At 70.6% G+C, this 24,179-nt stretch carries 22 protein-coding genes; 5 read left to right on the top strand and 17 right to left on the bottom strand.

Annotated features, from left to right (window positions below; translation table 11 throughout):
• Positions 1 to 13 precede the first annotated feature (13 nt).
• From BMZ47_RS03290 to BMZ47_RS03245, 10 genes are all read right to left on the bottom strand, one after another.
• Positions 14 to 1,102 carry a lysylphosphatidylglycerol synthase domain-containing protein gene (locus BMZ47_RS03290; protein ID WP_007568817.1) on the bottom strand — a complete coding sequence of 363 codons (1,089 nt, stop codon included), beginning with the start codon at positions 1,100 to 1,102 and terminating at the stop codon, positions 14 to 16.
• Positions 1,103 to 1,252: 150 nt separating this feature from the next.
• On the bottom strand, positions 1,253 to 1,882 hold the full coding sequence (locus BMZ47_RS03285) for a uracil-DNA glycosylase (protein ID WP_091858605.1): 630 nt from the start codon (positions 1,880 to 1,882) through the stop codon (positions 1,253 to 1,255).
• Positions 1,872 to 2,630, bottom strand: a complete 759-nt coding sequence (locus BMZ47_RS03280; RefSeq protein ID WP_091858601.1) for a PIG-L deacetylase family protein — start codon at positions 2,628 to 2,630, stop codon at positions 1,872 to 1,874. Before BMZ47_RS03280 ends, BMZ47_RS03285 begins: the two co-directional genes overlap by 11 nt.
• Before the next feature lie 17 nt (positions 2,631 to 2,647).
• Positions 2,648 to 3,886: a glycosyltransferase family 4 protein gene (locus BMZ47_RS03275; RefSeq protein WP_091858598.1), complete on the bottom strand. Its 1,239-nt coding sequence runs from the start codon at positions 3,884 to 3,886 to the stop codon at positions 2,648 to 2,650.
• A 148-nt stretch (positions 3,887 to 4,034) separates the two neighbouring features.
• Positions 4,035 to 4,907 carry a sugar phosphate isomerase/epimerase family protein gene (locus BMZ47_RS03270; protein ID WP_091858595.1) on the bottom strand — a complete coding sequence of 291 codons (873 nt, stop codon included), beginning with the start codon at positions 4,905 to 4,907 and terminating at the stop codon, positions 4,035 to 4,037.
• On the bottom strand, positions 4,904 to 6,505 hold the full coding sequence (locus BMZ47_RS03265; RefSeq protein WP_091858590.1) for a YcaO-like family protein: 1,602 nt from the start codon (positions 6,503 to 6,505) through the stop codon (positions 4,904 to 4,906). The genes BMZ47_RS03270 and BMZ47_RS03265 overlap by 4 nt, the downstream gene beginning before the upstream one ends.
• 224 nt (positions 6,506 to 6,729) lie before the next feature.
• Entirely contained in the window at positions 6,730 to 7,725 is a 996-nt protein-coding gene (locus tag BMZ47_RS03260; RefSeq protein ID WP_091858587.1) for a Gfo/Idh/MocA family protein, read from the bottom strand.
• The gene (locus BMZ47_RS03255; protein ID WP_091858584.1) at positions 7,725 to 8,906 is read right to left on the bottom strand and encodes a class I SAM-dependent methyltransferase; all 1,182 of its coding nucleotides are present in this window, start codon (positions 8,904 to 8,906) and stop codon (positions 7,725 to 7,727) included. The genes BMZ47_RS03260 and BMZ47_RS03255 overlap by 1 nt, the downstream gene beginning before the upstream one ends.
• Positions 8,907 to 8,968: 62 nt before the next feature.
• Positions 8,969 to 9,874 carry an HD domain-containing protein gene (locus tag BMZ47_RS03250; RefSeq protein ID WP_091858582.1) on the bottom strand — a complete coding sequence of 302 codons (906 nt, stop codon included), beginning with the start codon at positions 9,872 to 9,874 and terminating at the stop codon, positions 8,969 to 8,971.
• On the bottom strand, positions 9,874 to 11,064 hold the full coding sequence (locus BMZ47_RS03245; RefSeq protein ID WP_007568803.1) for an inositol-3-phosphate synthase: 1,191 nt from the start codon (positions 11,062 to 11,064) through the stop codon (positions 9,874 to 9,876). The genes BMZ47_RS03250 and BMZ47_RS03245 overlap by 1 nt, the downstream gene beginning before the upstream one ends.
• Before the next feature lie 324 nt (positions 11,065 to 11,388).
• Between BMZ47_RS03245 and BMZ47_RS03240 the strand changes: the two genes are divergently transcribed.
• The gene (locus tag BMZ47_RS03240; RefSeq protein WP_091858579.1) at positions 11,389 to 12,657 is read left to right on the top strand and encodes a transglycosylase SLT domain-containing protein; all 1,269 of its coding nucleotides are present in this window, start codon (positions 11,389 to 11,391) and stop codon (positions 12,655 to 12,657) included.
• A 12-nt stretch (positions 12,658 to 12,669) separates the two neighbouring features.
• Here BMZ47_RS03240 and BMZ47_RS03235 read toward each other — a convergent pair whose 3' ends face one another.
• Both BMZ47_RS03235 and BMZ47_RS03230 read right to left on the bottom strand, forming a co-directional pair.
• A complete protein-coding gene (locus BMZ47_RS03235) occupies positions 12,670 to 14,289 on the bottom strand; it encodes a DHA2 family efflux MFS transporter permease subunit (RefSeq protein WP_091858576.1) in 1,620 nt (539 codons plus the stop codon).
• Between the two features lie 5 nt (positions 14,290 to 14,294).
• Positions 14,295 to 15,554 (bottom strand): HlyD family secretion protein, encoded by a 1,260-nt coding sequence (locus BMZ47_RS03230; RefSeq protein WP_091858573.1) that lies wholly within the window; start codon positions 15,552 to 15,554, stop codon positions 14,295 to 14,297.
• A gap of 199 nt (positions 15,555 to 15,753) precedes the next feature.
• Between BMZ47_RS03230 and BMZ47_RS03225 the strand changes: the two genes are divergently transcribed.
• Positions 15,754 to 16,401, top strand: coding sequence for an HdeD family acid-resistance protein (locus tag BMZ47_RS03225; protein WP_007568798.1), 648 nt, complete (start codon positions 15,754 to 15,756; stop codon positions 16,399 to 16,401).
• Positions 16,402 to 16,570: 169 nt separating this feature from the next.
• Positions 16,571 to 19,018: a PBP1A family penicillin-binding protein gene (locus BMZ47_RS03220; protein ID WP_091858570.1), complete on the top strand. Its 2,448-nt coding sequence runs from the start codon at positions 16,571 to 16,573 to the stop codon at positions 19,016 to 19,018.
• Positions 19,019 to 19,022: 4 nt separating this feature from the next.
• Here the strand turns inward: BMZ47_RS03220 and BMZ47_RS03215 are convergent, their stop codons facing one another.
• The gene (locus BMZ47_RS03215; protein ID WP_091858567.1) at positions 19,023 to 19,451 is read right to left on the bottom strand and encodes a DUF1810 domain-containing protein; all 429 of its coding nucleotides are present in this window, start codon (positions 19,449 to 19,451) and stop codon (positions 19,023 to 19,025) included.
• Positions 19,452 to 19,543: 92 nt separating this feature from the next.
• Between BMZ47_RS03215 and BMZ47_RS03210 the strand changes: the two genes are divergently transcribed.
• Together BMZ47_RS03210 and pcaD are read left to right on the top strand one after the other, a co-directional pair.
• Positions 19,544 to 19,897: a hypothetical protein gene (locus BMZ47_RS03210; RefSeq protein WP_091858564.1), complete on the top strand. Its 354-nt coding sequence runs from the start codon at positions 19,544 to 19,546 to the stop codon at positions 19,895 to 19,897.
• Positions 19,898 to 19,958: 61 nt separating this feature from the next.
• The gene (gene pcaD / locus BMZ47_RS03205; RefSeq protein WP_091858560.1) at positions 19,959 to 20,759 is read left to right on the top strand and encodes a 3-oxoadipate enol-lactonase; all 801 of its coding nucleotides are present in this window, start codon (positions 19,959 to 19,961) and stop codon (positions 20,757 to 20,759) included.
• Positions 20,760 to 20,854: 95 nt separating this feature from the next.
• Here the strand turns inward: pcaD and BMZ47_RS03200 are convergent, their stop codons facing one another.
• The 4 genes from BMZ47_RS03200 to BMZ47_RS03185 all read right to left on the bottom strand — a co-directional run bounded on the left by BMZ47_RS03200 (position 20,855) and on the right by BMZ47_RS03185 (position 24,055).
• Positions 20,855 to 21,190, bottom strand: a complete 336-nt coding sequence (locus tag BMZ47_RS03200; RefSeq protein ID WP_139220922.1) for a hypothetical protein — start codon at positions 21,188 to 21,190, stop codon at positions 20,855 to 20,857.
• Between the two features lie 301 nt (positions 21,191 to 21,491).
• Positions 21,492 to 21,905, bottom strand: coding sequence for a lanmodulin LanM (gene lanM / locus BMZ47_RS03195; RefSeq protein WP_091858554.1), 414 nt, complete (start codon positions 21,903 to 21,905; stop codon positions 21,492 to 21,494).
• 178 nt (positions 21,906 to 22,083) lie between these two features.
• Positions 22,084 to 22,335, bottom strand: a complete 252-nt coding sequence (locus BMZ47_RS03190; protein ID WP_007568784.1) for a hypothetical protein — start codon at positions 22,333 to 22,335, stop codon at positions 22,084 to 22,086.
• Between the two features lie 100 nt (positions 22,336 to 22,435).
• Entirely contained in the window at positions 22,436 to 24,055 is a 1,620-nt protein-coding gene (locus BMZ47_RS03185) for an ABC transporter substrate-binding protein (RefSeq protein WP_091858551.1), read from the bottom strand.
• Positions 24,056 to 24,179 lie beyond the last annotated feature (124 nt).

Below are 24,179 nucleotides of genomic sequence, written 5' to 3'. Positions count from 1 at the left end.
CGCGCCGGACCGGTTACCGGGATCCGGTGTCGTCGGGCCGCGGCCGCCCGGACGGGCCGGCAATCCCCTCCGGCGGCCCGGGATCGCGCGCGCCCCCGGCCCGCTTCACGATCTCGTAGAGGCCGAGCATCGCCAGGGCGGTCATGAACGGCACGATGTAGTAGCAGCCCCGGAACAGCAGCAGCGAGGTCAGCACCTCGTTGCGCGGCAGGCTCGACAAAGCGAGCAGGATCGTGGCCTCGAACACCCCGATCCCCCCGGGCGCGTTGGACGCGATGCCCAGCATGGCGGCCAGCACGTAGATCGCCAGGAAGGTGGTGAAGCCCAGCGTCGTCTCCTGCGGCAGCAGGACGTAGAGCACGGCCGCCGCCGCGCAGACATCGCCGATCCCGACGAGCATCTGCCCGATCGAGACCGAGGCGCCGGGCAGTTCCAGCCGCCACTGCTTGACGGTGATGCTGCGCTTCTTGGCCGAGACCCAGGCGAGGTAGCCGAGCACCAGGGCCAGCGCTGCGAGCCCGACGCCCTGGTTGATCCGGATCGACGTGAAGGCGAGCCCGGCGAGCTGGCCGGCCTCGATGATCAGGCTGAGGCCGAGCACGACGCCCATGCCGAGCCAGAAGGTGAAGCCGGCGATGACCGTGAGCGCCGCGATCTTGGCCGTGGACAGGCCCTGCCGGGCATAGATCCAGTAGCGGATCGTGCCGGCGGTCAGCAGCGGGAAGCCGAGGGTGAAGCTCACCGCGTAGCTGGTGAACGAGGCGAGCGCGGTGATCCGGTAGGGCACCTTGATCCGGAGCTGACGCAGGGCCAGCGCGTCGTAGCCCGTGAGGAACAGGTAGCTGATGCCGACGAACAGGAAGGCGAGGCCGAGCTGCTCGGCGGTCGCCGCCGCCACGGCCGCGCGGACCTCCGCCCAGCTCACGCTCTGGACGAGCTTCCACAGCACGCCGAGCGAGACCGCGAACAGCACGATGCTGGCGGCCGTGCCGATCCAGGCATACCGGCCGCGCCAGCTCTTCCGCGAGGTGCCCGCGGCAGCGTCGTGCTCGACCGGCTCGACCGGCTCTGCCGGTCCCCGGTGCTGTCCCTGAAAGTTCATGCCGTTCGGCGTCCGCCCTTCCGGCTGCGCGGCCCGGCCGAAGGCCTGCGCCCGTGCCGGATGTTCCCGGACCGCGGCCCGTTGCCCCGCATGTAGGCCGAACCGGCGCTCAAGGCCAGGGAAGGCCGGGCGGGGGCGGGCACGCTCTGCTCACGGATCGGTGCGGCGCAGGAGCGCCGCGGCCTCCGACAGGCCCTGCCGGATCCGCGCGGGCACCTCCGGCGAGGTGCAGACATAGGTCGGACTCGGATGGGGAATGGCGATCAGCGGCAGGCCGGGGCGCAGGGCCGCGATCGCCGGCGCCGCCCCGCCGGCGAAGCGCCCGGCCAGGACCGCCACGCTCAGCCGCGGCAGCAGGTCCAGCAGCGGTGCCAGATAGGGCGCGGCCGCAGCGACCTCCGCCCGGCGCGGCGCCCGGTTCAGCGCGCCCGCGGCGTGGATCAGCCAGGGCACCGCGTTCCAGATCAGGGTGTCGGCTCGCGGGATGCCGGCCTCCCGGAGGAACCGGAACAGGTTGGCGGCGGTGCCGTTCGCGCTGTCGCGGGTGACGAAGCCGGTGCGCAGCACCGCCGGACCCGGCGTTTCCAGAAGCAGCAGCATCCGCGCCGCGACGCCGCCGTCGAGGGGGTCGGGCACCGGAACCGGCGCGCCCCGCTCCGCGGAAATCCGCTCGGCCAGGGCCCGGATCGGGGCGATATGCGGCGCGGTGATCAGGGCGCGGCGGGCGGCGAGCGCCTCCGGGTCGGCCAGGGATTTCGGCGCCTGCGGCTCAGTCGGCATCGAGGCCGGGGATCGGCGCTCCGAGCCGGCCCGCGAGGCGGAAGCCCTCGATCCCCTCCTCGCGGGCGAGCCGCGCATCGAGACCCGCCACGCCGCCGAACTGGAAGCCGATCTGGCTCGTATAGGCCGCGCAGGCCGCGCGTTTGCGCGCCCGAGCCCCGGGATCGAGGGCGATCCGCCGCACCGGCAGGGCAGCGAACAGGTCGGCCAGGGGCTCCCGGGGCGTGGCCTCGCGGACCGTGTAGGGGAAGTCGCGCCACCACAGGATCGGGATCGGCACGGCGAGGCTCGTCAGGGCGCGGACCGCCTGGACATGGTCGACATGGCCGCCGACCGCTTGCGGAGCAAGGATGAGGTCCGGCCTCTCCGCGGCGACGAGCTCGGCGAGGGCCGGCGCCAGATCGGCGGCGATGCCGTCATCGGCGCGGGGGGCGGAAAACAGCTCCGGCGCCGAGCCGTAGCCGCGGTGCGGCGCCTCGCGGAACGGCAGGTGCAGCGGCGGCGCGATCGCGAGTTCTTCGGCGGCCAGGACATCCTCGGCCCGGCGCAGAGCCATGTAGTCGATCTCGGCCGGCAGGCCCTTGTCGAGCTGGCAGGCGAGCGCGAACCCCTTCGGATCGGCGACGCTGCCGGTAAACAGCGTCGCCATCACCACCCGCCAGCCCTTCCCGGCCAGGCTCGCCAGCAGCCCGCCGCAGGAGAAGGCCGCATCGTCGAGATGGGGCGAGAGGGCGAGGGCTGTCGGCACGCGGCGCGGCTTCTCGGTCAGAGGAGATGCGGTTCGGCGCGGAACCGGCAGGTCGGGTCCTCGGGCAGGTCGACGGAGAAGTCCGTGGCCGGGCGCTCGTGGCGCACGCGCTCGTAGACGCCCATGATCTGCCGGCCGACGGCGCTCCAGGAATAGACCCGCCGGCACTCCTCGAGCCCCGCCTCCGCCAGGCCGCGGCGCAGCACCGTATCCGTGACGATGCGGGTGAGCGCGCCGGCCAGCGCCGGGATGTCGCCCGGATTCACCAGCAGGCCGTTCTCGCCGTCGCGCAGGCAATCCGAGACGCCGACCGCGTGGCAGGAGACCACCGCGAGACCGGCCGCCATGGCTTCCAGGATCGTGTTGGAGAAGCCTTCCGCGTAGGTCGGCGAGACGAACACGTCGGCCCGGCGATAGAGGTCCGGCACCTGGCCGTACTCGGCATAGCCGGTGAAGGCGATCTCCCGCGGGGAGAAGGCGAGGTCGGCGGCCATCGCCTGCGCGGGCTCCACGTCCGGCCCGATCCCCGAGATCGTGGCCACGAAGGGCGTGCCCTGCTCGCGCAGGATCGCCAGGGCGGCGATGAAGTCGAGCACGCCTTTCCGGCGGTCGACCCGGCCGTGGTAGAACAGCCGCACCGGTCCGGCATGCGGCGTCGGCAGCCCGTCGGGCGTGCCTTGCGCGAATCGTTCGGTGTCGACCGCGCCGGGCACGATGGTGAAGCGGGCCGGATCGGAACCCAGCCGCTCGCAGACCTCATCCACGAACGAGGCGCCGCCGATCAGCAGCGCGTTGGCATGGGCCAGCACCTCGCACATGGCGACCCGGTGGGTCTCGCAGCAGGATCCGACCCAGTGGCCGTCGCCACCCTGGATCGAGACCACGCTCGGCACCCCGAGTTTCCTGGCGGCGAGCAGGACCGCCCAGCCCGTCGGATAGCCGTATTGCGCGTGCAGCACGTCGAACGGCTTGTCGGCGTGCTCCCGGCAGATCGCCTCGACCATGGTGGCGATGTCGCGCTCGAAATCGCCCGAACTCTGCTCGCCGAGCTGCTCCAGGCCGATCACCCGGACGCCCGGCACCGGCGGCGGCGGCCCACCGCCATAGACGCGGGTGCCGAAGGCATCGCCCCGGTACTGGGAGATCATCGTCACATCGTGGCCGGCCCCGACCAGCTCGCGCAGCAGGTTCTGCGCGTAGACGCTCATGCCCGATATCGCCGGGAAGTAGCGGCGGCTGAGGAACAGGATTCTCATCGGGCAGCACCGGACGGCCAGGATCCCCTCCCCCTCGCGGGGCGGGGTAGGGGTGGGGGTGGCGCAGACGGCACCGGGGCGCTCGATCCTGCACCACCCCCACCTCCGGCTCCTCCCCGCAAGGGGAAGGAGAGGTGCGCGCGTCCCATCACTGCCATTGCCGCCGCGTCTCCTGCTCGCCGGCGAGTTCCGGGCCGGGGCGGCGGCAGCCGCGCAGATATTCGAGGGCTTGCGGGATCATCACGTCGGCCCGGTGGCTCTCGCGGGACAGCTCGACGCAGACCAGCTTGCCGAAGCCGACCTCTTCCAGCACCGCGAGCACGCCCGGGACATCCATGTCGCCCTCGCCGAAGGGCAGGTGGATATGGCTGCCGCGCTTCATGTCCTCGATCGCCACCGTGCCGATCCGATCGGCGAACTCGCGCACGGCCTCGGCCGGGTCGCGCTCGCCGGTGACGAGGCAGTGGCCGGTATCGAGGGCGAGCTTGAGGCCCGGCACATCCAGCGCAACGAAATCGTCCAGGGTCTCGATCAGCATGCCGGGCTCGGGCTCCAGGCAGGGCACGATTCCGGCCTGGCTGGCGAAGGCCGCGACCTCGTGCAGCCCCTCGGTCAGCCAGCGGCGCGCTTCGCCGTGGTCGACACCGGGCTTCGGCACGCCGGCCCAGAACGACACGGCCTCGGCCGACAGCATCGCGCCGATCTCGACCGCGCGTTTGAGGAAGCCGACCCGGCGGGCCCGGCCCGCCGCATCCGCCGTCACCAGGGTCGGCTCGTGCTTGGCGGTGGGATCGAGCAGGAAGCGGGCGCCGGTCTCGATGACGCACCCGAGTTCCAGCTTCTCCAGCAGGCTCGCCACGCGGCCGGCCTCCGCCGCCCAGGTCTCGGCGAAGGGGTCGAGATGGTGGATGTCGAGGGTCAGGGCCACGCCGTCGTAGCCCGCCGCCTTGATCAGGTGGAGGGCGTCGTCGAGGCGGTGGTTGGCCGCGCCATTGGTGTTGTAGGCGAAGCGGAGGGTCACGCCGCCCTCCCCTGCTTCTGCGCGAGCCGGAACGGCGCGTGATGCGATTCGGGCTCGCGGTAAAGCGGATAATGCCGGCCGACGATCTGCTCGGCGAGCGCGGTGTCGAACAGCGGCTGGCCGCCGAACCGCTCCAGGGCCTCCGGGGTGAGGCGAACCGGCCGCAGGGTCTCGCTCTCGGTGCCGAAACGGATCAGCGGGTGGTCGCGGTCGAGGAGCTTGCGTGTGTTGCGCTCGCCGATCCGGTAATAGCTCATGGTCTCGACCTCGAGCCCGGGCACGATCGCCTTGACCACGCCGACGCTGCCGCCGAGCGGCGAGCAATCGACGTAGAGCAGGTCGAACCCGGCCTCGGTGAGCCGGTCGCAGGCGATCTTGCCCCGAGCATGCCCGTCGGCCGCCTCGGTGGACGGCAGGTCCGAGAACCGCTTGGTGCTGCGCTCGCTGTACACGGTATCGGCGAGCACGCTCCGGAGATCGACGGCCGGCAGCTCGATCCAGGCGAGCATCGCCTGCAGGGCGCGGCTCTCCTCGAGGTCGAGGCTGGGAAGCGCCTTCTGGATGAAGGCATCGACGTAGCCGGGTGGCGTCACCGTGGCAGCGAGGTCGAGCGGACCGTGCCCGAAGGTCTTGCGCACCCGGGCGGCCTGGAATTCGAGCAGCGCCTTGCGCAGGGCCCGCTCGCGGTCCGGATCGCAGGCCTCGCCGCAGGCCGAGAGGGCGATCGGCGCCGGCGCCCGGGCGGGATCCTCGTCGTAGCCGACGACGTAGAGATTGGTCAGGCCGAATTGATCGGTGGCGAATTTCGGCAGGGCGCGGATGCCCAATTCCTTCAACCGCGCCAGCATCGCGGCGTTCTCCGGGCCGATCCCGTCGAGATCGAGCATGACGCCCTGGTCGAGGGCCCGGAACAGCAGGCCGTTGCCGTCGCGCTGGAGCAGTTCGAGCACGCCGTGGCCCAGCGCGAAGGGCACGTCCGGCCCGGCGCCGAGGCCGTTGGTGATCAGGTTGGTGAAGGGCCGGTAGCCCTCCGACAATTCGAAATAGTCGGTGGCGGCGACATCGAGCGGCATCAGCACGATCTCGCCGGTCCCGTGCCGGACCGCCGGCGTCCATTCGAGCACCGTGTCCCGCCCGACCGGGGAGCCCGCCGGCAGGCACAGGGTGAGCGGGTCGGCGACCGATTTCGGCCCATAGACCCGCACGAGGTCGGCGTAGCTCGCGCGCTCCTTGGCCCGCGGCAGGACCGCGAGCGAGGGCATCAGGTTCTCGGCGATCTCCGCCACGGCGCCGATCAGCGCCTCCTCGTCAGTGGCGCCGTAGCCGATGCCCGACGGCATCGCGCCCACGAAGAACGGATCATCGAGGAACAGAGCGACGAACCAGACCGGCACGCCGGTCCGGTCCAGCGGCGCCAGCGGGAATCCGACGATGCGCCCCTCCGGCAGCACGTCGAGATAGGCGCGTACCGGATCGGGCAGCGCCTCAGGCAGGCCCTCGATCCGGCGCTTGGCGCCGAAGCGATAGGGCCGCGGCGCCTTGATCCGCTCGTGGCGGGCGCGGTCGTCCTGGTCGTGACTGAGAGCTGTGTCGGTCAAGTCGTATTCCCGTCTGCCTTGAACCGCTTTGCCGCCCCATCCCACCCGTCCCCCTCATCCTGAGGTGCCGAAGCGCAGCGAAGGCCTCGAAGGAGGCTTCCAGAAAGCGCAGAGGTCTCTGGAGGGCTCCTTCGAGGCCCGCTGACGCGGGCACCTCAGGATGAGGGTGGGGGTGGGAGATCCCGGGGTTTGGCTCGGCGGTCGATCATCCTGTCTTGGGGCCGCTACCCCTGCCCGTAGGCACGGGCGACGAGTCGCATCGTGTGGAGGTCTCGGGAGGCCGAATAGGCGGCGCGCTCCTCGGGCCGGCGCAGCGCCGAGCCGAAGGCCCGCACCTGGTCGGTGAAGGGCGAACTGTCGGTATCGAAGGCCAGCGGCTCCGCGCGTCCGCTCGCGCCGTCGGTGAAGGTCAGGGACCCGCCCGCCGTCTGCCCCATCGTGTCGATGGCGGTGAGCTGACCCTTGGTGCCGACGACTTCCAAACGGCGGCGGGGCAGCGCGTCGGGACAATTGTAGGCGACGTGCAGGCTCGCCAGGGCGCCGCCGGCGGTGCGGCCGATCAGCAGGGCGCCGTCATCGACGGCATAATCCTGGGCGCGGATCTGCGTCAGGGCCGCGATGTCGGCAATGGGCTCGCCGAGCAGGAAATCCACGAGGTCGAGGCCGTGGGGGGCGAGATCCATGAGCGCGCCGCCGCCGGCCTGCGCGGCGTCGATCCGCCAATTGGGCTGGCCGGCCTCCGACCAGTCGCGCCCGAGCCAGCAGGCATAGACGATCCGGACCGCCGTCACGGTGCCGAGCCGTCCGGCCGCGACCTGCGCGCGGATCGCCCGGTGGGCCGGGTGGTGGCGCTGATCGAAGGCGGTGCCGTAGAAGATCGTCGTGGACTCCACCGCCCGCACGATCGCTTCGGCGTCGGACAGCGTCGCCGCCATCGGCTTCTCGCACAGGATCGCCTTGCCGGCGGCGGCGAGCGCCTCGACGGCGCCCCGATGGAGGTGGTTCGGGGTCGCGACGTAGACCGCCTCGACCTCGGGCTCCGCGAGGAGACCGGCGAGGTCGGCATGGGCGCGGGCGCCCTCGCGCTCGGCCGCCGCGCGGCTCTCCGGGTTCGGGTCGCTGACCGCCACGAGACGGTGCCCGGCGGCCCGGATGCCGGGGGCCATGTAATCGCGGGCGACCCAGCCGTAGCCGACGATGCCCCAACCGACCGCGTCCATCACCAGCGCTCCGGCAGATCGACATATTCGCGGGCGCGGACGCGCTGCGTATCGGCACCGTCGATTCGGCCGTCGAAGGTGAGCTGTTCGGGCCCCGACGACTGCATCGGGTAGGTCGCGCGGGGGGCGTATTCCTCCCGGTAGCGCTCGGAGGGCCAGCGGATCGCGTGGCCCTCGCCGCCGGGCTGATAGAGCGGGTTGAGCCGCACGACCGTGCCGGCCTTCGGCAGGGTCAGGCCATCCACCACCGCCCGGGGCGCCGGGCGCATGCCGGGGCCGGCGACCACCGAGAACGCCTCGCAGGTCCTCAAGGCGGCCGGCTCCTGGGGGACAGGCGCCCGGGCCTCGACCAGGGCGCGGGTCAGCTCGGCGTCGTCGTACACGAGGGCGTCGGGAAAAAGCTCGGCGATGTCCTCGGCGGTGACGGCCCGGCCGGCCGAGAAACCGGGGCACTCGCGATTGTGGATGTGGCTCAGGGCGAGCCAGCCATCGTCGCCGGCATTCTGGCGCAGGTTCTCGAGCAGGGCCGTCTTGTCGTCGAGGAAGTAGAAGGCGTCGTTGCACACCACCAGATCGACCGGCGCGTCGGGGATCGGCCAATGCGGCGAGCCGGCATCGAAGCAGACGAGCTGCGGCTTGGGCCCCACGACCCAGTGGCGGGCGACCCAGAGCTTCGCGAAGACCACGTCGGCCCCGGCGGTCTTGCAGCCGCGGCGCTCGAGCTCCCGGAGGTAGTGGCCGATGCCGCAGGCGAATTCGAAGACGCAGCGCGGCTCGTTCCAATGGGCCTCGAGCAGGGTCAGGCCGGCCAGGAAGGTCGGATCGCTCCAGCGATGCAGGAAATAATCGCCGACGCGGCCCCAGCCGAGGCGGTGGACCGCATCCCGCAGGGTCGCGTCGCGGCGGTCCTTGATCAACCGGATGATCTCGGCCGGGTCCGCCGGGGGGCCGTTCCACCAATCGTCCTGATCGACCAGCAGGGCGGCCAGGGCCTCATTGGGCTCGCCCGCGTCGAGATGGGCCAGCACCCGCTCGACCAGCGCCTCGCGGCCGACCCGGAGGTACGGGATCCCGTCGATGACGGGCCAGCGCGCCCCGGTGCCGGCGTCACGCAGGGCGTGCGGCGCGTCGGGCTTCAGCGGGTTGCCGGTCTGCGGCGATCTGAGTTCGAACGGGATCATGGGCTCTCGGGACCGCCCCGTCAGATGGGCGACCGGGTCTGACGGACAACGCGAATCTGGTCCTAAGGGATGCGCATGTCGCGCAGGACACGGTCGTGGAACCCCTTCACCGGCCCGGCATGGACCAGCTCCCACTCATCGAGCACCGCCGCCATCGTGGTCGAGGCGCCGCGCAGATGCTGGGCGATCTGCAGGACCCGGTCGACGCAATCCGCCGCGTGCAAGGCACGACCCTCCGCGGTGGCGTCGTCCGGCAGCACCGCCCGGGCACGCTCGACGTGACCGCGCAACGGCGCGTCGAGCTCGGACATCGCCCAGCCGGTGGTCACGGCCATGATCGGGCCGAGATGGTCGCCAAGCAGCATCTCGCCGGTGAAGCCGGCATCGGGCATCGCGGCATTGTGGAAATGGTGGGCCATCGCGGCCAGGAACACAGTCCCGGGATCCGCCCGATAGAACGGGCTCAGGCAGACGCCGTAGACCGCCACGATCAGGCAATGCTCCGCGTGGTTCTCCGGCGGCTCCAGCAGGATCCGGGCGCGGCCGGGGCAGGTGACGCCCGCCCGGGGCTGCTTCGCCAGGGCCGCCACGAAGGACGGCACCGGTCCGGGCCGGCCCGGCGGGCGCGGCCTGAGCCGCGCGCGCAGGCGATCCCGGAGGTCCGGGTCGAGGTCGCCGGTCACGGCATCGAAGCCCGCGACCAGCACGGCGGAGGCCGCCGCGTCCGAGAGCCCCGCCGCCGCCAGGAAGGCGGCGTCGAGGTCGCAGAGCCGTGTCGCGGCCAGCGTCGTGGCGCTGATGTCGAGGGCGACATCCTCCGGGGAGGCCCCGCCGGTGAGCAGGCCCCACCCCTGCGCGAACAGCCGTTCGGCGATCGATCCGTCGCGGCCCGCCGAACGGACGCGCTTGAGATCGTTCATCTCGACGAAGAGTTCGCGCAGAGCGGCCGGCGCCGCCGCGTCGGACATCAGTGAACGCCGAGCCAGTCGAGAAGCATCGCTTCCTGCTTGCCGAAGGCGTGCTCCGGCCCATGGCCGTTCTTCACCATCGGGGCCTTGAAGAAGGTCGAGAGCTGCTCCTGCACGCCGCCGTCGCCGCGCTTCTTCGCGAGGTCGAGCACACGGGCGATCTCGATCACCAGGGGCGCCGCCAGGATCGAGTCCTTGCAGAGGAAGTTGACCTTGATCTGCATGCGCTGGCCCATGAAGCCGGTGACGTCGATGTTGTCCCAGGCCTCCTTGTCGTCGCCGCGCGGGCGGTAATAGTGGATGTGCACGAGGTGGTCCTCGACCGGGTAGCCGAGGATCGAGTCGAGCACCGTGCCCTTGGTGTTGAGCTTCGACTGCAGCGAGTTCGGGTCGTTCAGGGCGAGCCCGTCGCGATTGCCGAGGATGTTGGTCGAGAACCAGCCGTCGACGTGGAGCGCGCGGGCCTTGAAGGCCGGTGCCAGCACCGTCTTCATCATGGTCTGGCCGGTCTTGCCGTCCTTGCCGGCGACCGGGACGTTCATCTCCTTGGCCAATTCGAGCAGGGCCGGCACATCGGCGGCGATGCTCGGGGTGAAGTTGGCGTAGGGGACGCCGCTCTTGATCGCCGCATAGGCGTAGAGCATCGCGGGTGAGATCGACTCGTCGCTGGAATCCAGGCCCTTCTCGAACGCGTCCGAGGAATTCAGGGTCGGGTCGGACAGGTCGGGCCAGCGCTCGGTGGAGGCGAGGTTCACGACCACGACCTCGTCGAGGTTGCTCTCCTGCTGGAAGCGCCGCAGGTCGCTGGCGATGATCGAGACCGCCTCGCGGTGCCCGGCGGCGACGATGCGGTTGCTGCCGTCAATGTTCTTGCAGAACTTGGCGCTGCCGACCGCGGGCCAGGGCGTGATGCCCTTCAGCGCCTTGGCGCCGTCTTCGATGTCGTCCTTCGACAGGACGCCATGGCCGGCCGCGGCCGAGGCGAGGTCGTCGCCGTTCAGATCCCAGCCGCCGAACACGAGGTCCTTGTAGTCGGCCATGCCCGCCACGGAGAGGCCGGCGAGCGGCAGTCCGTCGAGCCGGTTCGATCCGGATTTGATCATTTCGATGCCGGCGATGGCGGTGGTGGCGACAGCGCCACCCATGCCAACGAACGCGACGCCGACGCGGCGACCGGTCTGCATGCTCATCGGAAAATACTGTCCTTGTGGGGACGCGCGTCGCGTCTGGGGAAAGAGTAGTCGACCCCCCCGGGGCGATACCTAACTGGCTCAACCGTGGCCCGTTCCAAGTCGAATGCGACAACTTTGCGCCCAATCGACGTGAAGCGCGGCCGGATCACGGCGTTAACGCGGCCTCAAAAAGCAGGGTTAACCCTTCGTTGACCGTGCCACGGTTGAATCACGGGGCCGTCCCATTCTGGTCACGGCCGGTGCCGATAGGGCCGCCGTCTGAGAGAACCCGGCCGCCAGACGCCGGGCCGACGCAAGGGACAATCTAGAGAAGGACCAGTGATGGGGGTTTTCCCGGAGCCGGCGCATTGCGCCGACGACGTGAGCCGACTCGTGCCCAGCGCGAGCTTTTGTGAGACTGAGACCGTGGCGTGGCTGCCGCGGGCCGGACGCGGGAACGGGCGCCGGTCACTTCGCCGCATGGGCCGCAACGGCCTGCGCCGCCTCACCGGGACCCTGGCCCTGGGCGTCATCGCCGGGTTCGGTCTGCCGCAGGCGGCCTTCGCGCCGGCCGTTTTCGCGCCATCCGCGCAGGCCCATGACCGGATCGACACCAGCCCGCGCGCGGCCCGGGCGCTCGCCGCCGGCAGCGAGTCCGGCTGGATGCAGGCCGGCGGCTCCGAGCAAGGCCTGCGCGCCGGTTTCACGGACACGCCCCCGGCGGAGAGCCCGGATGCCTGGACCGGACTGCCCGTCGAGGACCAGGAGCCCGCGACCACCGCACTGATCCAGGACGATCTCGCGACCCTGCCGCGGGTGACCCAGGAGCAGGGCGAGGATGCGGTCCGGTTCGGCGAGCGCAGCGTGCCGCGCAAGGTGGTCGACACGATCGTGAAGGCCTCCGACGAGGCCGGCGTCGACCCGGTCTACATGATGGCTCTGGCCGACAAGGAATCGAGCTTCGACACGGATGCCAAGGCCGGGACTTCCTCGGCGCAGGGCCTGTTCCAGTTCGTCACCCGCACCTGGCTGGAGATGATCCGCGATTACGGCGCCCGCTACGGCCTGGCCGAGGAGGCCGCCGCCGTGAAGGGCCGCGGCTCCGCGATCACCGTCGCCGGCCCCATGCGGGCCCGCGTGCTCGGCCTGCGCAACGACCCCCGCGTCGCCGCCTTGATGGCGGCCGAGCTGATCAAGCGCGACCGCGAGCGGATCGAGGCGAAGGTCGGGCGGGCGCTCACCACCACCGAGCTCTATCTCGCCCATTTCCTGGGCAGCGCCAGCGCCGGGCGCTTCCTGTCGCTCTCCTCCGAGAAGCCCGACGAGATGGCCGGACGCGAGTTCCGCAGCGCGGCGCGCGCCAATCGCAGCCTGTTCACCGCCAAGACCGGCGGCAAGCGCCGCAGCCTGACCGTGGCCGAGTTGCACGGGCGGATCGACGACATGATCGACCGCCGCCTGACCCGCTACCAGGGCGTCGCCGCGGTGACCGGGGCGGTCATTGCCGACAAGTTGCCCGCCCCGACCGAGACCGCGTCCAACGCGGTTGACCAGGCGCCGGACAACCGTCGCGTCGAGGTGACGGAGGCGCTGCCCCCGGACGGCGTCTGATGCCAACCCGCGTCAGTGCCCGCCAGCCGGGGCACCGCCGCCGAGCTTGACCGATTTCAGGCTCAGCGCGAGGGGCACCGCGCAGGCGGCGACCAGGCCCATCACCCAGAACACGTCGATATAGGCCCAGTAGGCCACCTGCGTCTGGAGCACGCTGCCGATCCAGGCGGTCGCCTGGCTCTGGGCCTCGACGCCGGCATAGCCGTGCTCGGAGAAGTACTGCGTCGCCTGCCGCATGGTCTCCTGGTAGGCGGGCGCGGCCGGGTTGACGCTCTCGACCAGCCGGCTCTGGTGGAACTGGCTGCGATAGGCCAGCATGTTCTGGGCGAGCGACACGCCCATCGAGCCGCCGACGTTGCGGGCGACGTTGATCAGGGCCGAAGCCTGGTCGGTCTGGTCCTTGCGCAGGCCCTCGTAGGAGGCCGAGGTGATCGACAGGAACACCATCGGCAGGCCGATGCCGATATAGACCCGCGACCACGCGAAGAACGAGAACGTCGTCGTGCCGTTGAGCCGGGTCAGGTCGTACATGCCCAGCGCCACGATGGTCATGCCGGCCGCGATCAGCCATTTCGGCTGCACGTAGGCCGAGACCCGGCCGGTGAGGAACATCATCACCACCGTGACCATGCCCCCGGGGCCGAGCACGAGGCCCGACAGGGTGGCGGTGTAGCCGTAATATTCCTGCGTGATCTGCGGGATGAACTGCGTGGTGGCGATCAGGATCGCCCCGGTGAACATCATCACCAGGAAGCAGGAGCCGAACTGGCGATTGCCGATCAGGCGCAGGTCCACCGCCGGGTTCTTCCGGGTCAGGAGCCAGGGGATCATGGCGATGAACGAGACGACCATGAGCAGGCCGGAGACGTTCATCAGGGTCGACGTGCCGAACCAGTCCTTCCGCTGGCCTTCGTCGAGAATGACCTCCAACGAGCCGAGGAACACGGCGACCAGCAGGAAGCCGAAGATGTCGAACCGGATACCCTTGCGCACCAGGGCGCGGCGCTCCTTCTTGGCCGCGTCGCTGTCCTCGATCAGCCAGTACATCAGCCCGAGCGCGATCACGCCGATCGGCCCGTTGATCAGGAAGCACCAGTGCCAGGAGGCGTTGTCGGAGAGCCAGCCGCCCAAAGTCGGGCCGATCACCGGCGCGACCACGATGGCGACGCCGTAGAGCGCGAAGGCCTGGCCGCGCTTCTCGGGCGGGAAGGAATCGGCCAGGATCGATTGCGCCAGCGGGGCCATGCCGCCGCCGCCGAGCCCCTGCAGCACCCGGAACAGCAGCAGCGATTCGAGGCTCCAGGCGAAGCCGCACAGGATCGACGCGACGGTGAACAGCGCCACCGACCACATGAAGAAGGCCTTGCGGCCGTAGCGCTTGGCCAGGAAGCTCGACGCCGTCAGCGTGATCGCGTTGGCCACGAGGTAGCTGGTCACCACCCAGGCCGCCTCGTCGGGCCCGACCGCGAGCCCCCCGGAGATGTAGCGGAGCGCCACGTTGGCGATGGTGGTGTCGAGCACCTCCATGAAGGTCGCCAGCGCCACCACGCAGGCGATCAGCCACGGATTGTGCCCGCCCGGCGCCTTGGCGGCGGACGATTTGCCGGCGGAAGCCCGGCCGGTCCCGGCCATCGCGGTCACCGCACCGTGACGGTGGGGACGACCGACATGCCCGGGCCGATCGAGACGTCCGTCGGCCAATCCTTGACCACGATCTTCACGGGGATGCGCTGCGTGACCTTCACGTAATTGCCGGTGGCGTTCTGGGCCGGCAGCAGGCTGAAGGCGGTGCCCGAACCCGGCTGGACGGAGGCCACGGTGCCGTGGATCGTGCGACCCGGATAGGCATCGATCACGAGGTCCACCGGCTGGCCGGGACGCATGTCGGTGATCTGCGTCTCCTTGTAGTTCGCCGTGACCCAGATGTCGTCCGGCACGAACATCGACAGGCTCTGCCCGGCCTGCGCCAGCGCCCCGATACCGCCCGTCAGCCGCACGACCCGCCCGGGCTGCACCGCCCGGATCGTCGTGTAGCCGAGGTTCAACTCCGCCTGCTCGACCTGGGCCTTGTCCCGGGCCATCTGCGCCTGGGTCGAGGCCTTCTGGGCCTGGAGCGCACCGATCTGCTTCTGCGCGGCGACGACGCTCGCATTCGCGCTCTGCACCGAGGCCTGGCGCTGCTGCAGCGTCGAGGTCGCCGACTGGGATTGCTGGACCGAGCCCGAGCCCCACTCCGCGAGGTCCTTGTAGCGGGCCGCATCCTCCTGGGCGAACTTCAGGGCCGCCTCGGCGGTGGCGACCTGGGCCTTGGACACGTCGATATTGGCGTACTGGGCCTGGATCTGGGCGTCGATATTCGTGATCGCCGCCTCGTCGGCCGCGACCTGAGCTTTCGCTTGCTCGAGGGCGATCCGGTAGTCGCGCTGATCGATCTGGAACAGCATCTGTCCGGCCTCGACATGCTGGTTGTCGGTGACCGGAACCTCGACCAGGTATCCGCCGACCTTCGGCTGGACCGCGATGCTGCGGGCATCGACGAACGCGTCGTCGGTGCTCTCATAGGGATGCATGTACAGGAGCCAGTAGAAGAACACGCCGACGCACAGCGCGACCACCGCGAGGCCTCCGAGCAGGAAGGCCCAAGGGTGGCGCCGCAGGATGTTCGGGCGTTGCTCCTCGTCCTCGGGCTCGTCCTCCTTTCGGGCATCGTCGTCCCGGCCCTCCGCGTCGGAGGAACCCGGATCGTCGTCTGTGTTGGGCTTGCGCGCGGTCTCGCCTGTCCGTCGGGACCTGTCGCCGCCGAGATCCAGAATGTCGCGCTGGGGCGCCTCGGGCGGTCCCTCGACCGACAGCGGACGTGATGCGGGCTCGGCGGCCTGCCGCTGCTCGTCAAACATGGCGTCTCATCACCACTGGATGGACCGGCCGCCGCACGGCAGCCGGGCTGTACGCGTGCCCGCCTCGGTCAGCAAAAGTCAGGGATTGCACCAAGGTTCCACCCGGCCCGCGGCCGGCCTCAGGAACGCTTGTCGCAGTGCAGCGTTCTGCGGGCGGATTGACCGGGCCGGCGGGCCCGGCGCGTTTCGGAGTTCCGCCATGACCAGCACCCAATCACCCAACCCGCAGGGCTCGGGCTCCGGCTCGACCGCGACATCGCCCTCCGGCATCCCGCTCACCGGCAGCGCGCGCCTCGATGCGATGAGCGCGGCGCTCGCCCGGAACTGGTGGCTCATCGCCCTGCGCGGCGTCGTAGCGATCCTGTTCGGCATCGTCGCCTTCGCGGCGCCCGGGGCCTTCGTGCTCTCGCTCGTGCTGCTGTTCGCCGCCTACACCCTGGTCGACGGCGCCTTCGCGATCGTCGGCGCCGTACGCGCCGCGCAGCGGCACGAGCGCTGGGGCTTCCTGCTGCTCGAAGGCCTCGTCGACATCATCGTGGCCGTGGCCGCCGTGCTCGTCCCGGGCGCGGCTGTCTGGGCGTTCGTGCTGCTGCTCGCCGCCTGGGCGCTCGTGACCGGCGGCCTGATGATCGCGGCCGCCTTCCGACTGCACCTCCATTACGGACGCTGGTGGCTCGGGCTCGGCGGCCTGGTCTCGATCCTGTTCGGCATCGCGCTGGCCCTGGAGCCGGGCATGTCGGCCCTGGTGCTCACCTGGTGGATCGGCGCCTACACGATCGCGTTCGGCGTGCTCCTGCTGATCCTGGCCTTCCAGCTACGCAGCCGGCACACGGCCGCGGGGCGGTAAGCCGCCGCCCGCCCGCGGTTCGAGACCGGACCGCGTGGCGCGCGTCACACGCTCGGGCGCGATCGTCTCCGGCAGGCCGGCCTCATCGCTTTGTCGGTGGGACTCGCAGGCGAATGCAGCTTAGAACCCTCCGTCGATCGGATCGGCCGGTCCCGGAACACGTATCGCGATGACGCCAGACGCGCCGGAGCGCGCCCCGACCGACCCGGATCCCGCGCGGAGCCCCGGGGCGGACACGTCGGACCCGCGCAGGGCGGCGCGCGAGGCCGGGCGGGCCGCCCGCGACCTGTTCCGCCACCTATGGATCCTGATCGCTGCCGGTGGACGCGGCCTCCTGGGGCTCGGGCAATCGGCCTTCGCCCGGCTCGCCGCGAGCCTCGCCCGTCGGCGCGATCGCGTGGGACCGGAAGCGACGGAACAGTCGGTTGGCGCCTCACCTGCCCCCGCCTCCGCGCGTTTCGCGCGCCTGAACCGCAAGCCGGTGCTGCTCGCCGTCGGTGCGGCGATCCTGCTGCCGGTCCTGGCGCTGGCGATCTACCTGCTCGCCGCCCTCCTGACCCTGCCGCCGCTCGGGGGCGCGGTCGTCGATACCGGCCAGCGGGCGATCACCGTCGAGGCGGATGACGGGCGGGTCTTCGCCACCCGGGGCAGCTTTCGCGGCCAGAAGCTCACCGCCGCCGACCTGCCGCCGAACCTCGCCAAGGCGATCGTGGCGATCGAGGATCGCCGCTTCTACAGCCACTGGGGCATCGACCTGCGCGGCCTCGGCCGTGCCGCCTGGCGCAATGTCGCGGGCGGCGGCGTGCGCGAGGGCGGCTCGACGATCACGCAGCAATATGTCCGCCTGACCTCGCTCAACCAGGAGAAGACGCTCTGGCGCAAAGTCCAGGAGGCGTTCCTGGCCTTGCGGGTCGAGTCGACCATGAGCAAGGACGAGATCCTGCTCGGCTATCTCGACGCCGCCTATTTCGGTGCCGGCGCCTACGGGGCGGATGCGGCGGCGCGGCGCTATTTCGGCAAGCCCGCCAAGGCCCTGACCCTGCCCGAGGCGGCCATGCTGGCCGGGCTGGTGCGGGCGCCCTCGCAGCTCGCCCCGACCCGCAACCTCGGCGGCGCCAAGGAACGGGCCGACGTGGTGCTGCAGGCCATGGTCGAGACCGGCGCGATCACGCAGGGAGAGGCCGACGCCGCGCGCAAGCAGAGCGTGAGCCTGAAGTCGCCCCCCGAGGCGCCCCCCGGCACCAACTACTTCCTCGACATGATCGCCGGCGACGTGAAGCGTCTGGCCGGCACCGACGGCGACATGACCGTGCGCTCGACCCTCAATCTCGACCTGCAGAGCCTCGCCGAGGGCGTGGTCGCCCGCCGCCTCGACAAGGACGGCGCCAAGCGCAAGGTCGGCCAAGCGGCCATGGTGGTGCTGTCGAAGGCCGGCGCGATCCTCGCGATGGTCGGCGGTCGGGATTACGAGGACAGCCAGTTCAACCGCGCCGTCCAGGCCAAGCGGCAGCCGGGCTCGCTGTTCAAGCTCCTCGTCTACCTGACGGCCTACGAGCAGGGCCTCACGCCCGAGACCGTGATGGACGATCGCCCGGTGCGGATCGGCGACTGGGAGCCCGAGAACGACGACGGGCGCTATCGCGGGCCGGTGCCGCTGCGGACCGCCTTCGCGCTCTCGATCAACACGGTGGCGGCCCAGCTCGGGCAGGATGTCGGCATCCCGGCGGTGATCGCCACCGCCCGCAAGCTCGGGATCCAGTCCGAGCTGCCGAACGTGCCGAGCCTCGTCCTCGGCTCCGGCGCCGTAAGCCTCCTGGAGATCACCCGCGCCTACGGCTCGGTGCTCTCGGGCCGTGCCCCGCTCCAGGCCTTCGGCATCCACGCGATCCGCGGCGCCGCCCCGCAGCCGCTCTACGTGCGGGCCGATCCGGCCCAGACCGCCCCCTTGGCGCAGGAGCCGCGCCAGATGATGCTCGATTCGCTTCAGGCGGTGGTCGAATCCGGCACCGGCCGGGCGGCGCGGGTGCCGGGCCAGATCATCGGCGGCAAGACCGGCACCAGCCAGGATTTCCGGGACGCCTGGTTCGTCGGCATGACCCCGGACCTCGTGGTCGGGGTGTGGATCGGCAACGACGACGACAGCCCGATGAACCGGATGTTCGGCGGCGAGATGCCGGCCGGCATCTTCCACGATTTCGTCCAGCGCGCCTCGGCGCAGCTGGCCAAGGGCAAGCCCCGCCCTTCGGCGGAACGGGCCGAGCCGGCGCCGGCCGCCGCCTCGGCCCCGCCGGCCCCGGTCGCGTCCGCGGAGATCCGGGGCGTGCCCGAGGTGATCGACACCGGGACCCTGTCGCTGCGCGGGCGGACCGTGCGCCTGCTCGGCGTCGTCGGCGAGCGCGGCCATCTCGCCCGCCAGCTCGCGAACTACCTGCGCCGCCGGGAGGTAGTCTGCAGCCTCGCCGACGGGGCCACGGCCCGCTGCCGGATCGAGGGCGACGACCTCGCCGCCCTGATCCTCACGGCCGGCGGCGCGCGCGCAGCGGAAGACGCCCCGCCGGACCTGCTCGGCGCCGAGGAGCAGGCCCGGGCCGAGCGTGTCGGCCTATGGGGGCGGTGACCCCCTAGCCCGCACCGAGCTTGGCGAGCGTCAGCGGATCGGGCTGGCCGTCGAAATACCGCGCCAGCGCCTCAGCGAAGAGCGGCTCCTCCGGCGCGGCGCGCGTGAACAGGGTCATGCTCGAGCGGAACTTCACGTCGTCGGGCGAACCGAAGATCGCGTGCGCCGAGCGGGCGGTGACGCCGTTCACCGCCGCCGTGCAGGCGCGCAGACGGTCGCCGAGCACGGGATGGGCCAGGTAAGCCTTGGCCTCGTCGAGGGAGCCGATCGCGTAGCGCTGGGCCATCGGGCTGGAGCCCAGACCGGCGATCTGCGGGAAGATGAACCACATCCAGTGGCTGCGCTTCTCCCCGGCGCGCAGCTCGGCCAGCGCCCGCTCGTAGACGCCCTCCTGCGCGGCGACGAAACGCTCGAGAGTGTACGGTTCGGCCATGGTCCCGCTCCGGTCTGCAGGGGATCAACCCCGCGGCCGGCATTCGGATGCGCGCGGCCGACGCCGGGCGGCGGATCGTGTAACCTCACCGGATGCTCGACGCGCTCCTCGGCTTCATGATCGCCAACCCGGCGACGAGCCACGCCCTCACGGCCCTGCCCGAGACCGCCGGCGTCGCCGCCGCGATGATCGGGCTGCGCGCACCCCGTCCCGAGGCGACCGCGGCGCTGGTGGTCTCGACCTACTATTTCGGCCGCGAGGCCGGGCAGCGCGAGCACGACATCAAGCATGCCGGCTGGGACGCAGTCCAAGCGCATCTGGGCGCCGAATTCCTGTACGGCTGGTCCCTGCCGAACCTTCAGCAATGGCTGGCGCCGACCTGCGCCGCCTGGGCAATCGCGGGCGCGATGATTCTGCTGCGTCTCCGGAGCGTGCGGGGGCGCTGATCAGGCGCGCACGCGACCTATCTGGGCGGATGACACGCATAGCCGAACACGGAGACGCTTGATGCCGCAGATCGCCGTCCGGGGGCTCGAGCTCCGCTACGTTCTCGAAGGCCCGGACGACGCGCCCGTCGTGGCCTTCTCGAACTCGCTGGGCGCCACCCTGGAGATGTGGGACGCCCTGCTGCCGGCCCTGGCCGGCCGCTTCCGGACCCTGCGCTACGACACACGCGGCCATGGCGGCTCGGAAACGCGCGACCGGCCGACCGAGATCGCGGATCTGGCGGGCGACCTCGCGGGACTGCTCGACGCCCTCGGGATCGGCCGCGCCCATCTGGTCGGCCTCTCGCTGGGCGGCATGACCGTGCAGGCGCTGGCGAGCGCCGAGCCCGAGCGTGCCGTGAGCGCGACCCTGATGGCGACGGCGGCCCATCTCCCGACTGCGCAGACCTGGAACGCGCGCGCCGCGACGGCCCGGAGCCAGGGCACCGGCGCTCTGGTGGACGCCACCCTGGCGCGCTGGTTCACCCCGGCCTTCGCGCAGCATGCGCCCGAAACCGTCCAGGCGGTCCGCGAACGCTTCATCGCCTGTGACCGGGCGGGCTACGCGGTGTGCTGCGAGGCGATCGGGCGCATGGATCTGCGCCCGGCCCTGTCGGCGATCACGGCTCCGACCCTGGTGATGGCCGGGCGCGACGACCCTTCGACGCCGCCCGCCATGGCGGAGGCGATCTGCGCCGGCATCGCCCAAGCGGAACTCGTCGTGCTCCCCCGGGCGGCGCATCTCCTCGCCGTGGAGCGCGCCGACGCGGCCGGCCTCTACCTGCGCGCCTTCCTCGACCGTATCGAGACAGGCCGCCTCTGAGCCTCTCAGAGGTGGCCATTCGGGGCGACGTCCAGACGCCGCTCCCGATCGCGCCCGCCGACGCCGAGCAGTGTCCCGCTTCGGCGCCGAGCGCTCTAGTGGCAGGGAATGCCGGCATCAGCCGGCGACATGCCCCGCGCCAGCCGGCGCCCGACATGGAACAGCACCTTCTCGATCAGCGCCACGGTGAGCGGATCGCCGTCATGCTTGGCCAGCTGATAGGCCACGAGCAGGTTGTCGCTGATATCCCCGAGCAGGTCCGACGAATCGATCGCAGACTCCACGGGCTCCGGTTCCGAAGCCAGGTCCTCGGCCGGCTGGTCGCGCGTGGCCTGCGACACTTCGATGACCTCGCGCGCCGCGTCGATCATCGCCCGCATTTCCGCGAGCAGTTCCAGACTCGTCGCGTCTTCCGGCGTGTCGTTTCGCATGGTGTCGGCCCCCCAACCGACCCCAAACTGCACCTACAGGTTGCGATCCGTCAACCGCCAACCTGCACATCTTCCGCGCATCTGTAGATTATTGCCCATCCGTCGCACGGTCGATCTCTTCGCAACGCAACCGAATGCAACATTCATGATTCGGGGCATACAACCGAAGGGCGATAAGCACGCGCGTGCAAAATCTGTGTATCAGCCTCATATTCGCGACTGAAACGCAAGAACGCCCCCGTGGATACATCCACGAGGGCGTTGCCGTTCGTCGATACGGGCAGGGTGTGCCCGCAAAACGTTACTTGATCAGGGCGAGCAGCGCCTTGCCGGCCTTGGAGTTCAGCTCCTTGGCATCGAGGGTGCCGTCGCCATCCGGGTCGGCCGCCTTGAAGCGGTCGGCGACGGCAGCGAGGTACTCGTTCTTGTCGATGGTGCCGTCGTTGTCCGGATCGGCCTGCTTCAGGCCGACCTTGCTGAGGCGGCCCTTCAGCTCCTTGGCATCGAGGGTGCCGTCGGCATCCTTCTCCAGGCGATCGAAGGTGGCGGAGGCCACGGCTTCGACCTCCTTGAGATCGACGGTGCCGTCGTTATCGGTGTCGATCATCTTCACGGCGCTGGCTCCGCTCACCGGCTTGGCCAGGGCGGCGGGGACCGAAAGGCCGGACACGGCAAACGCAACCGCCGCGAAACCACTGATGAAACGAAGGGTCATTGCCAAATTCTCCCGAAACGTGATGCGCGATCTTCCTAGTCGCGCGCCAGCGCTGCTGCAAGTGCGAAGTTTGGCGGTGCAGCGCAGCTTCCAACGCCAGACGCGATGAGAAAAGGGGCCGGCACATGCCGACCCCTTCCAAAATCATCGCGCCCTACAAGGCGGTCAGCCGGCTGACTCAGTAGCCGTAGCCGCGACGGACCACGGGGCGGTCGTCCTCGAAACGCTGCCGGCGATACATCCGGTCCTCGTCATCGGCCCGGTCGCGATCCCGGCGATATTCCTCGCGCCGGAAGTCGCGTTCCCGCTGGCCGCGCGAGCGCAGGTCGACGCTGGGACCGTCGGGTCCGATATCGATGCGCTGGGCCGAGGCCGGGACGACGGTCGCGAGGGAGGCGGCCAGGATGGCGCCGGCGAGCAGGGTCTTCATGGGACACTCCTTCGTGCGTTGGGGTCCCAACACAGTCTCGCGACGATCGTTCCTGATTCGCCCAGGCTTTCCCCGAACCTCCGCATGGATTGAGGCGGTCTCAGGCCAGCGTCGAGAGATCCTGAAACCAGTGCTGAGCCTGCACGTAATCCTTCACCCGCGGCGACAAGGCGTGGGGATTGGTGTCGTGGACCACCCAGACCTGCACCGCGTCGTCGACGATGATTTCATGGATGCGGGCCAGCAGTTTGTTCTGCTCATCCGGATCCAGGCTCGCCTTCACCTTGTCGCAGAGCGCATCGACCTCCGGGTTGCGGTAATGGCTCCAGTTCACGCCGCCCGGGGCGATCTGCTTCGAATCGTAGAAGCGCAGGATCGCGTAGAACGGGTCCGAGGTGACGTAGGCGATGTTGCCGGCGGTGATGCCCTTGAGGCTGGGATCCGCGGCACCCTGGCGCCAGGCCGTGTAGGCCACCTCCAGCTCCACGGTCTTGAACTCGACCTGGATGCCGATCTCGGCCCAGCTCTGCTGGACGAATTCGTTGATCGGCAGGGACAGCATCTGCCCGGTGCCGCCGGTGGGGATCATGATCGTCGCCTTCACCGGGTTCTGCACCGAGAAGCCGGCCTCCTGCACGAGCTTGCGCGCCTGTTCGACGTCGGTCTTGATCTGGAAGCTGGGCTTGCCGAACCACGGGCTCGACGCCTGCATCTGACCGGCGGCCGGCTGGGCGAGACCGCCCAGAAGCTGGACGACGCCCGCGCGATCGATGGCGAGGTTGGCGGCCTTGCGCAGGCGCAGGTCCCGCCAGGGGGAGCCCTCCAGCATCGACAGGTGGTAGTTCCAGACATGCGGGGTGTCGTTGCCGACGACGCGGATGCCGGACGCCTTCAGGCGGGGCACCGCGTCCGGGGCCGGCGCCTCGATCAGGTCGACATTGCCGGAGAGCAGCGCGTTCACCCGGGCGAGATCCTCGGGCACGCAGGTCAGCGTCAGCTTGGCGAGCTTCGGCACCCGCTTCGGGTTCCAGTAGCCGGCATTCGGCAGCAGTTCGAGGCGGACCCGGGGGACCAGCTGACCCATCTTGAACGGGCCGGTGCCCGAGGGCTGGAACGCGAACTTCGCCCAGTCGCGCCCGACCGCCTCGTATTGCGCCGGCGAGGAGATCAGGAACCACAGCATCTGGTAGGGGAACAGGCTGTCGGGATTCTTCGTGGTCACCTGGACGGTCTTGGCGTCGAGCTTCCGGTAGTTCGCGACACCCGGCAGCCGCGGGCGGACCTGGGCGGCCTGCCGCTGGTCGAAATGCGGCGCCTCCTTGTTGAGGACCTTGTCGAAGTTCCAGATCACTGCGTCGGCATCGAAGGCCGAGCCGTCATGGAATGTCACGCCTTCGCGCAGGTGGAAGATCCAGATCTTCGGATCCGCCTTGTCGACCTCCCAGGACGTGGCGAGGCCGGGGATCATCGTGCCGGGCCGGTCGGCGATCCCGAGATCCCAGGCGACCAGGGGATCGTAGAGCGTCAGGCCGGTGAACTGGTAGCCGCCGGCGCCCCGGTCCGGCTGACCGGTGGTGAGCGGCAGGTCGGTCATCGAGATGCCGTAGGTCAGGCTGCCGGCACTTCCGCCCTGGGCGCCGGCCCGGCCGACCGTGCCCAGGGCCGCCAGGGCCGCGCCCCCGGCCATGAGCGCGCGGCGTGTCGGCTTGATCGAGTCCATCGTGTCTCTCGGCAGTAGGGGACGCACCGCCCGTCAGCGCCCCCTCCGTCGAGAAGTGCCGCCGCAGGCCGCATACGGTATCTTGCATGCATCGTGCCCAACGCCGCGGCTGCCGGTATTCCGC

The organism is Methylobacterium brachiatum, from assembly GCF_900113845.1.
Lineage (GTDB): Bacteria > Pseudomonadota > Alphaproteobacteria > Rhizobiales > Beijerinckiaceae > Methylobacterium > Methylobacterium brachiatum.
Note: the sequence above shows the minus strand (reverse complement) of the source record. Positions and strands in the feature narration are given on the sequence as shown.

Bases quoted from the DNA above. Each gene is read 5' to 3' on its own strand.
- BMZ47_RS03215 (WP_091858567.1), bottom strand. From the start codon at position 19,451: ATGGCCGAACCGTACACTCTCGAGCGTTTCGTCGCCGCGCAGGAGGGC.
- BMZ47_RS03240 (WP_091858579.1), top strand. From the start codon at position 11,389: ATGGGGGTTTTCCCGGAGCCGGCGCATTGCGCCGACGACGTGAGCCGA.
- BMZ47_RS03285 (WP_091858605.1), bottom strand. From the start codon at position 1,882: ATGCCGACTGAGCCGCAGGCGCCGAAATCCCTGGCCGACCCGGAGGCG.
- BMZ47_RS03225 (WP_007568798.1), top strand. From the start codon at position 15,754: ATGACCAGCACCCAATCACCCAACCCGCAGGGCTCGGGCTCCGGCTCG.
- BMZ47_RS03230 (WP_091858573.1), bottom strand. From the start codon at position 15,554: ATGTTTGACGAGCAGCGGCAGGCCGCCGAGCCCGCATCACGTCCGCTG.
- BMZ47_RS03235 (WP_091858576.1), bottom strand. From the start codon at position 14,289: ATGGCCGGGACCGGCCGGGCTTCCGCCGGCAAATCGTCCGCCGCCAAG.
- BMZ47_RS03190 (WP_007568784.1), bottom strand. From the start codon at position 22,335: ATGAAGACCCTGCTCGCCGGCGCCATCCTGGCCGCCTCCCTCGCGACC.
- BMZ47_RS03200 (WP_139220922.1), bottom strand. From the start codon at position 21,190: ATGCGAAACGACACGCCGGAAGACGCGACGAGTCTGGAACTGCTCGCG.
- pcaD (WP_091858560.1), top strand. From the start codon at position 19,959: ATGCCGCAGATCGCCGTCCGGGGGCTCGAGCTCCGCTACGTTCTCGAA.
- BMZ47_RS03275 (WP_091858598.1), bottom strand. From the start codon at position 3,886: ATGAGAATCCTGTTCCTCAGCCGCCGCTACTTCCCGGCGATATCGGGC.
- BMZ47_RS03245 (WP_007568803.1), bottom strand. From the start codon at position 11,064: ATGAGCATGCAGACCGGTCGCCGCGTCGGCGTCGCGTTCGTTGGCATG.
- lanM (WP_091858554.1), bottom strand. From the start codon at position 21,905: ATGACCCTTCGTTTCATCAGTGGTTTCGCGGCGGTTGCGTTTGCCGTG.
- BMZ47_RS03260 (WP_091858587.1), bottom strand. From the start codon at position 7,725: ATGGACGCGGTCGGTTGGGGCATCGTCGGCTACGGCTGGGTCGCCCGC.
- BMZ47_RS03255 (WP_091858584.1), bottom strand. From the start codon at position 8,906: ATGATCCCGTTCGAACTCAGATCGCCGCAGACCGGCAACCCGCTGAAG.
- BMZ47_RS03220 (WP_091858570.1), top strand. From the start codon at position 16,571: ATGACGCCAGACGCGCCGGAGCGCGCCCCGACCGACCCGGATCCCGCG.
- BMZ47_RS03290 (WP_007568817.1), bottom strand. From the start codon at position 1,102: ATGAACTTTCAGGGACAGCACCGGGGACCGGCAGAGCCGGTCGAGCCG.
- BMZ47_RS03185 (WP_091858551.1), bottom strand. From the start codon at position 24,055: ATGGACTCGATCAAGCCGACACGCCGCGCGCTCATGGCCGGGGGCGCG.
- BMZ47_RS03250 (WP_091858582.1), bottom strand. From the start codon at position 9,874: ATGTCCGACGCGGCGGCGCCGGCCGCTCTGCGCGAACTCTTCGTCGAG.
- BMZ47_RS03210 (WP_091858564.1), top strand. From the start codon at position 19,544: ATGCTCGACGCGCTCCTCGGCTTCATGATCGCCAACCCGGCGACGAGC.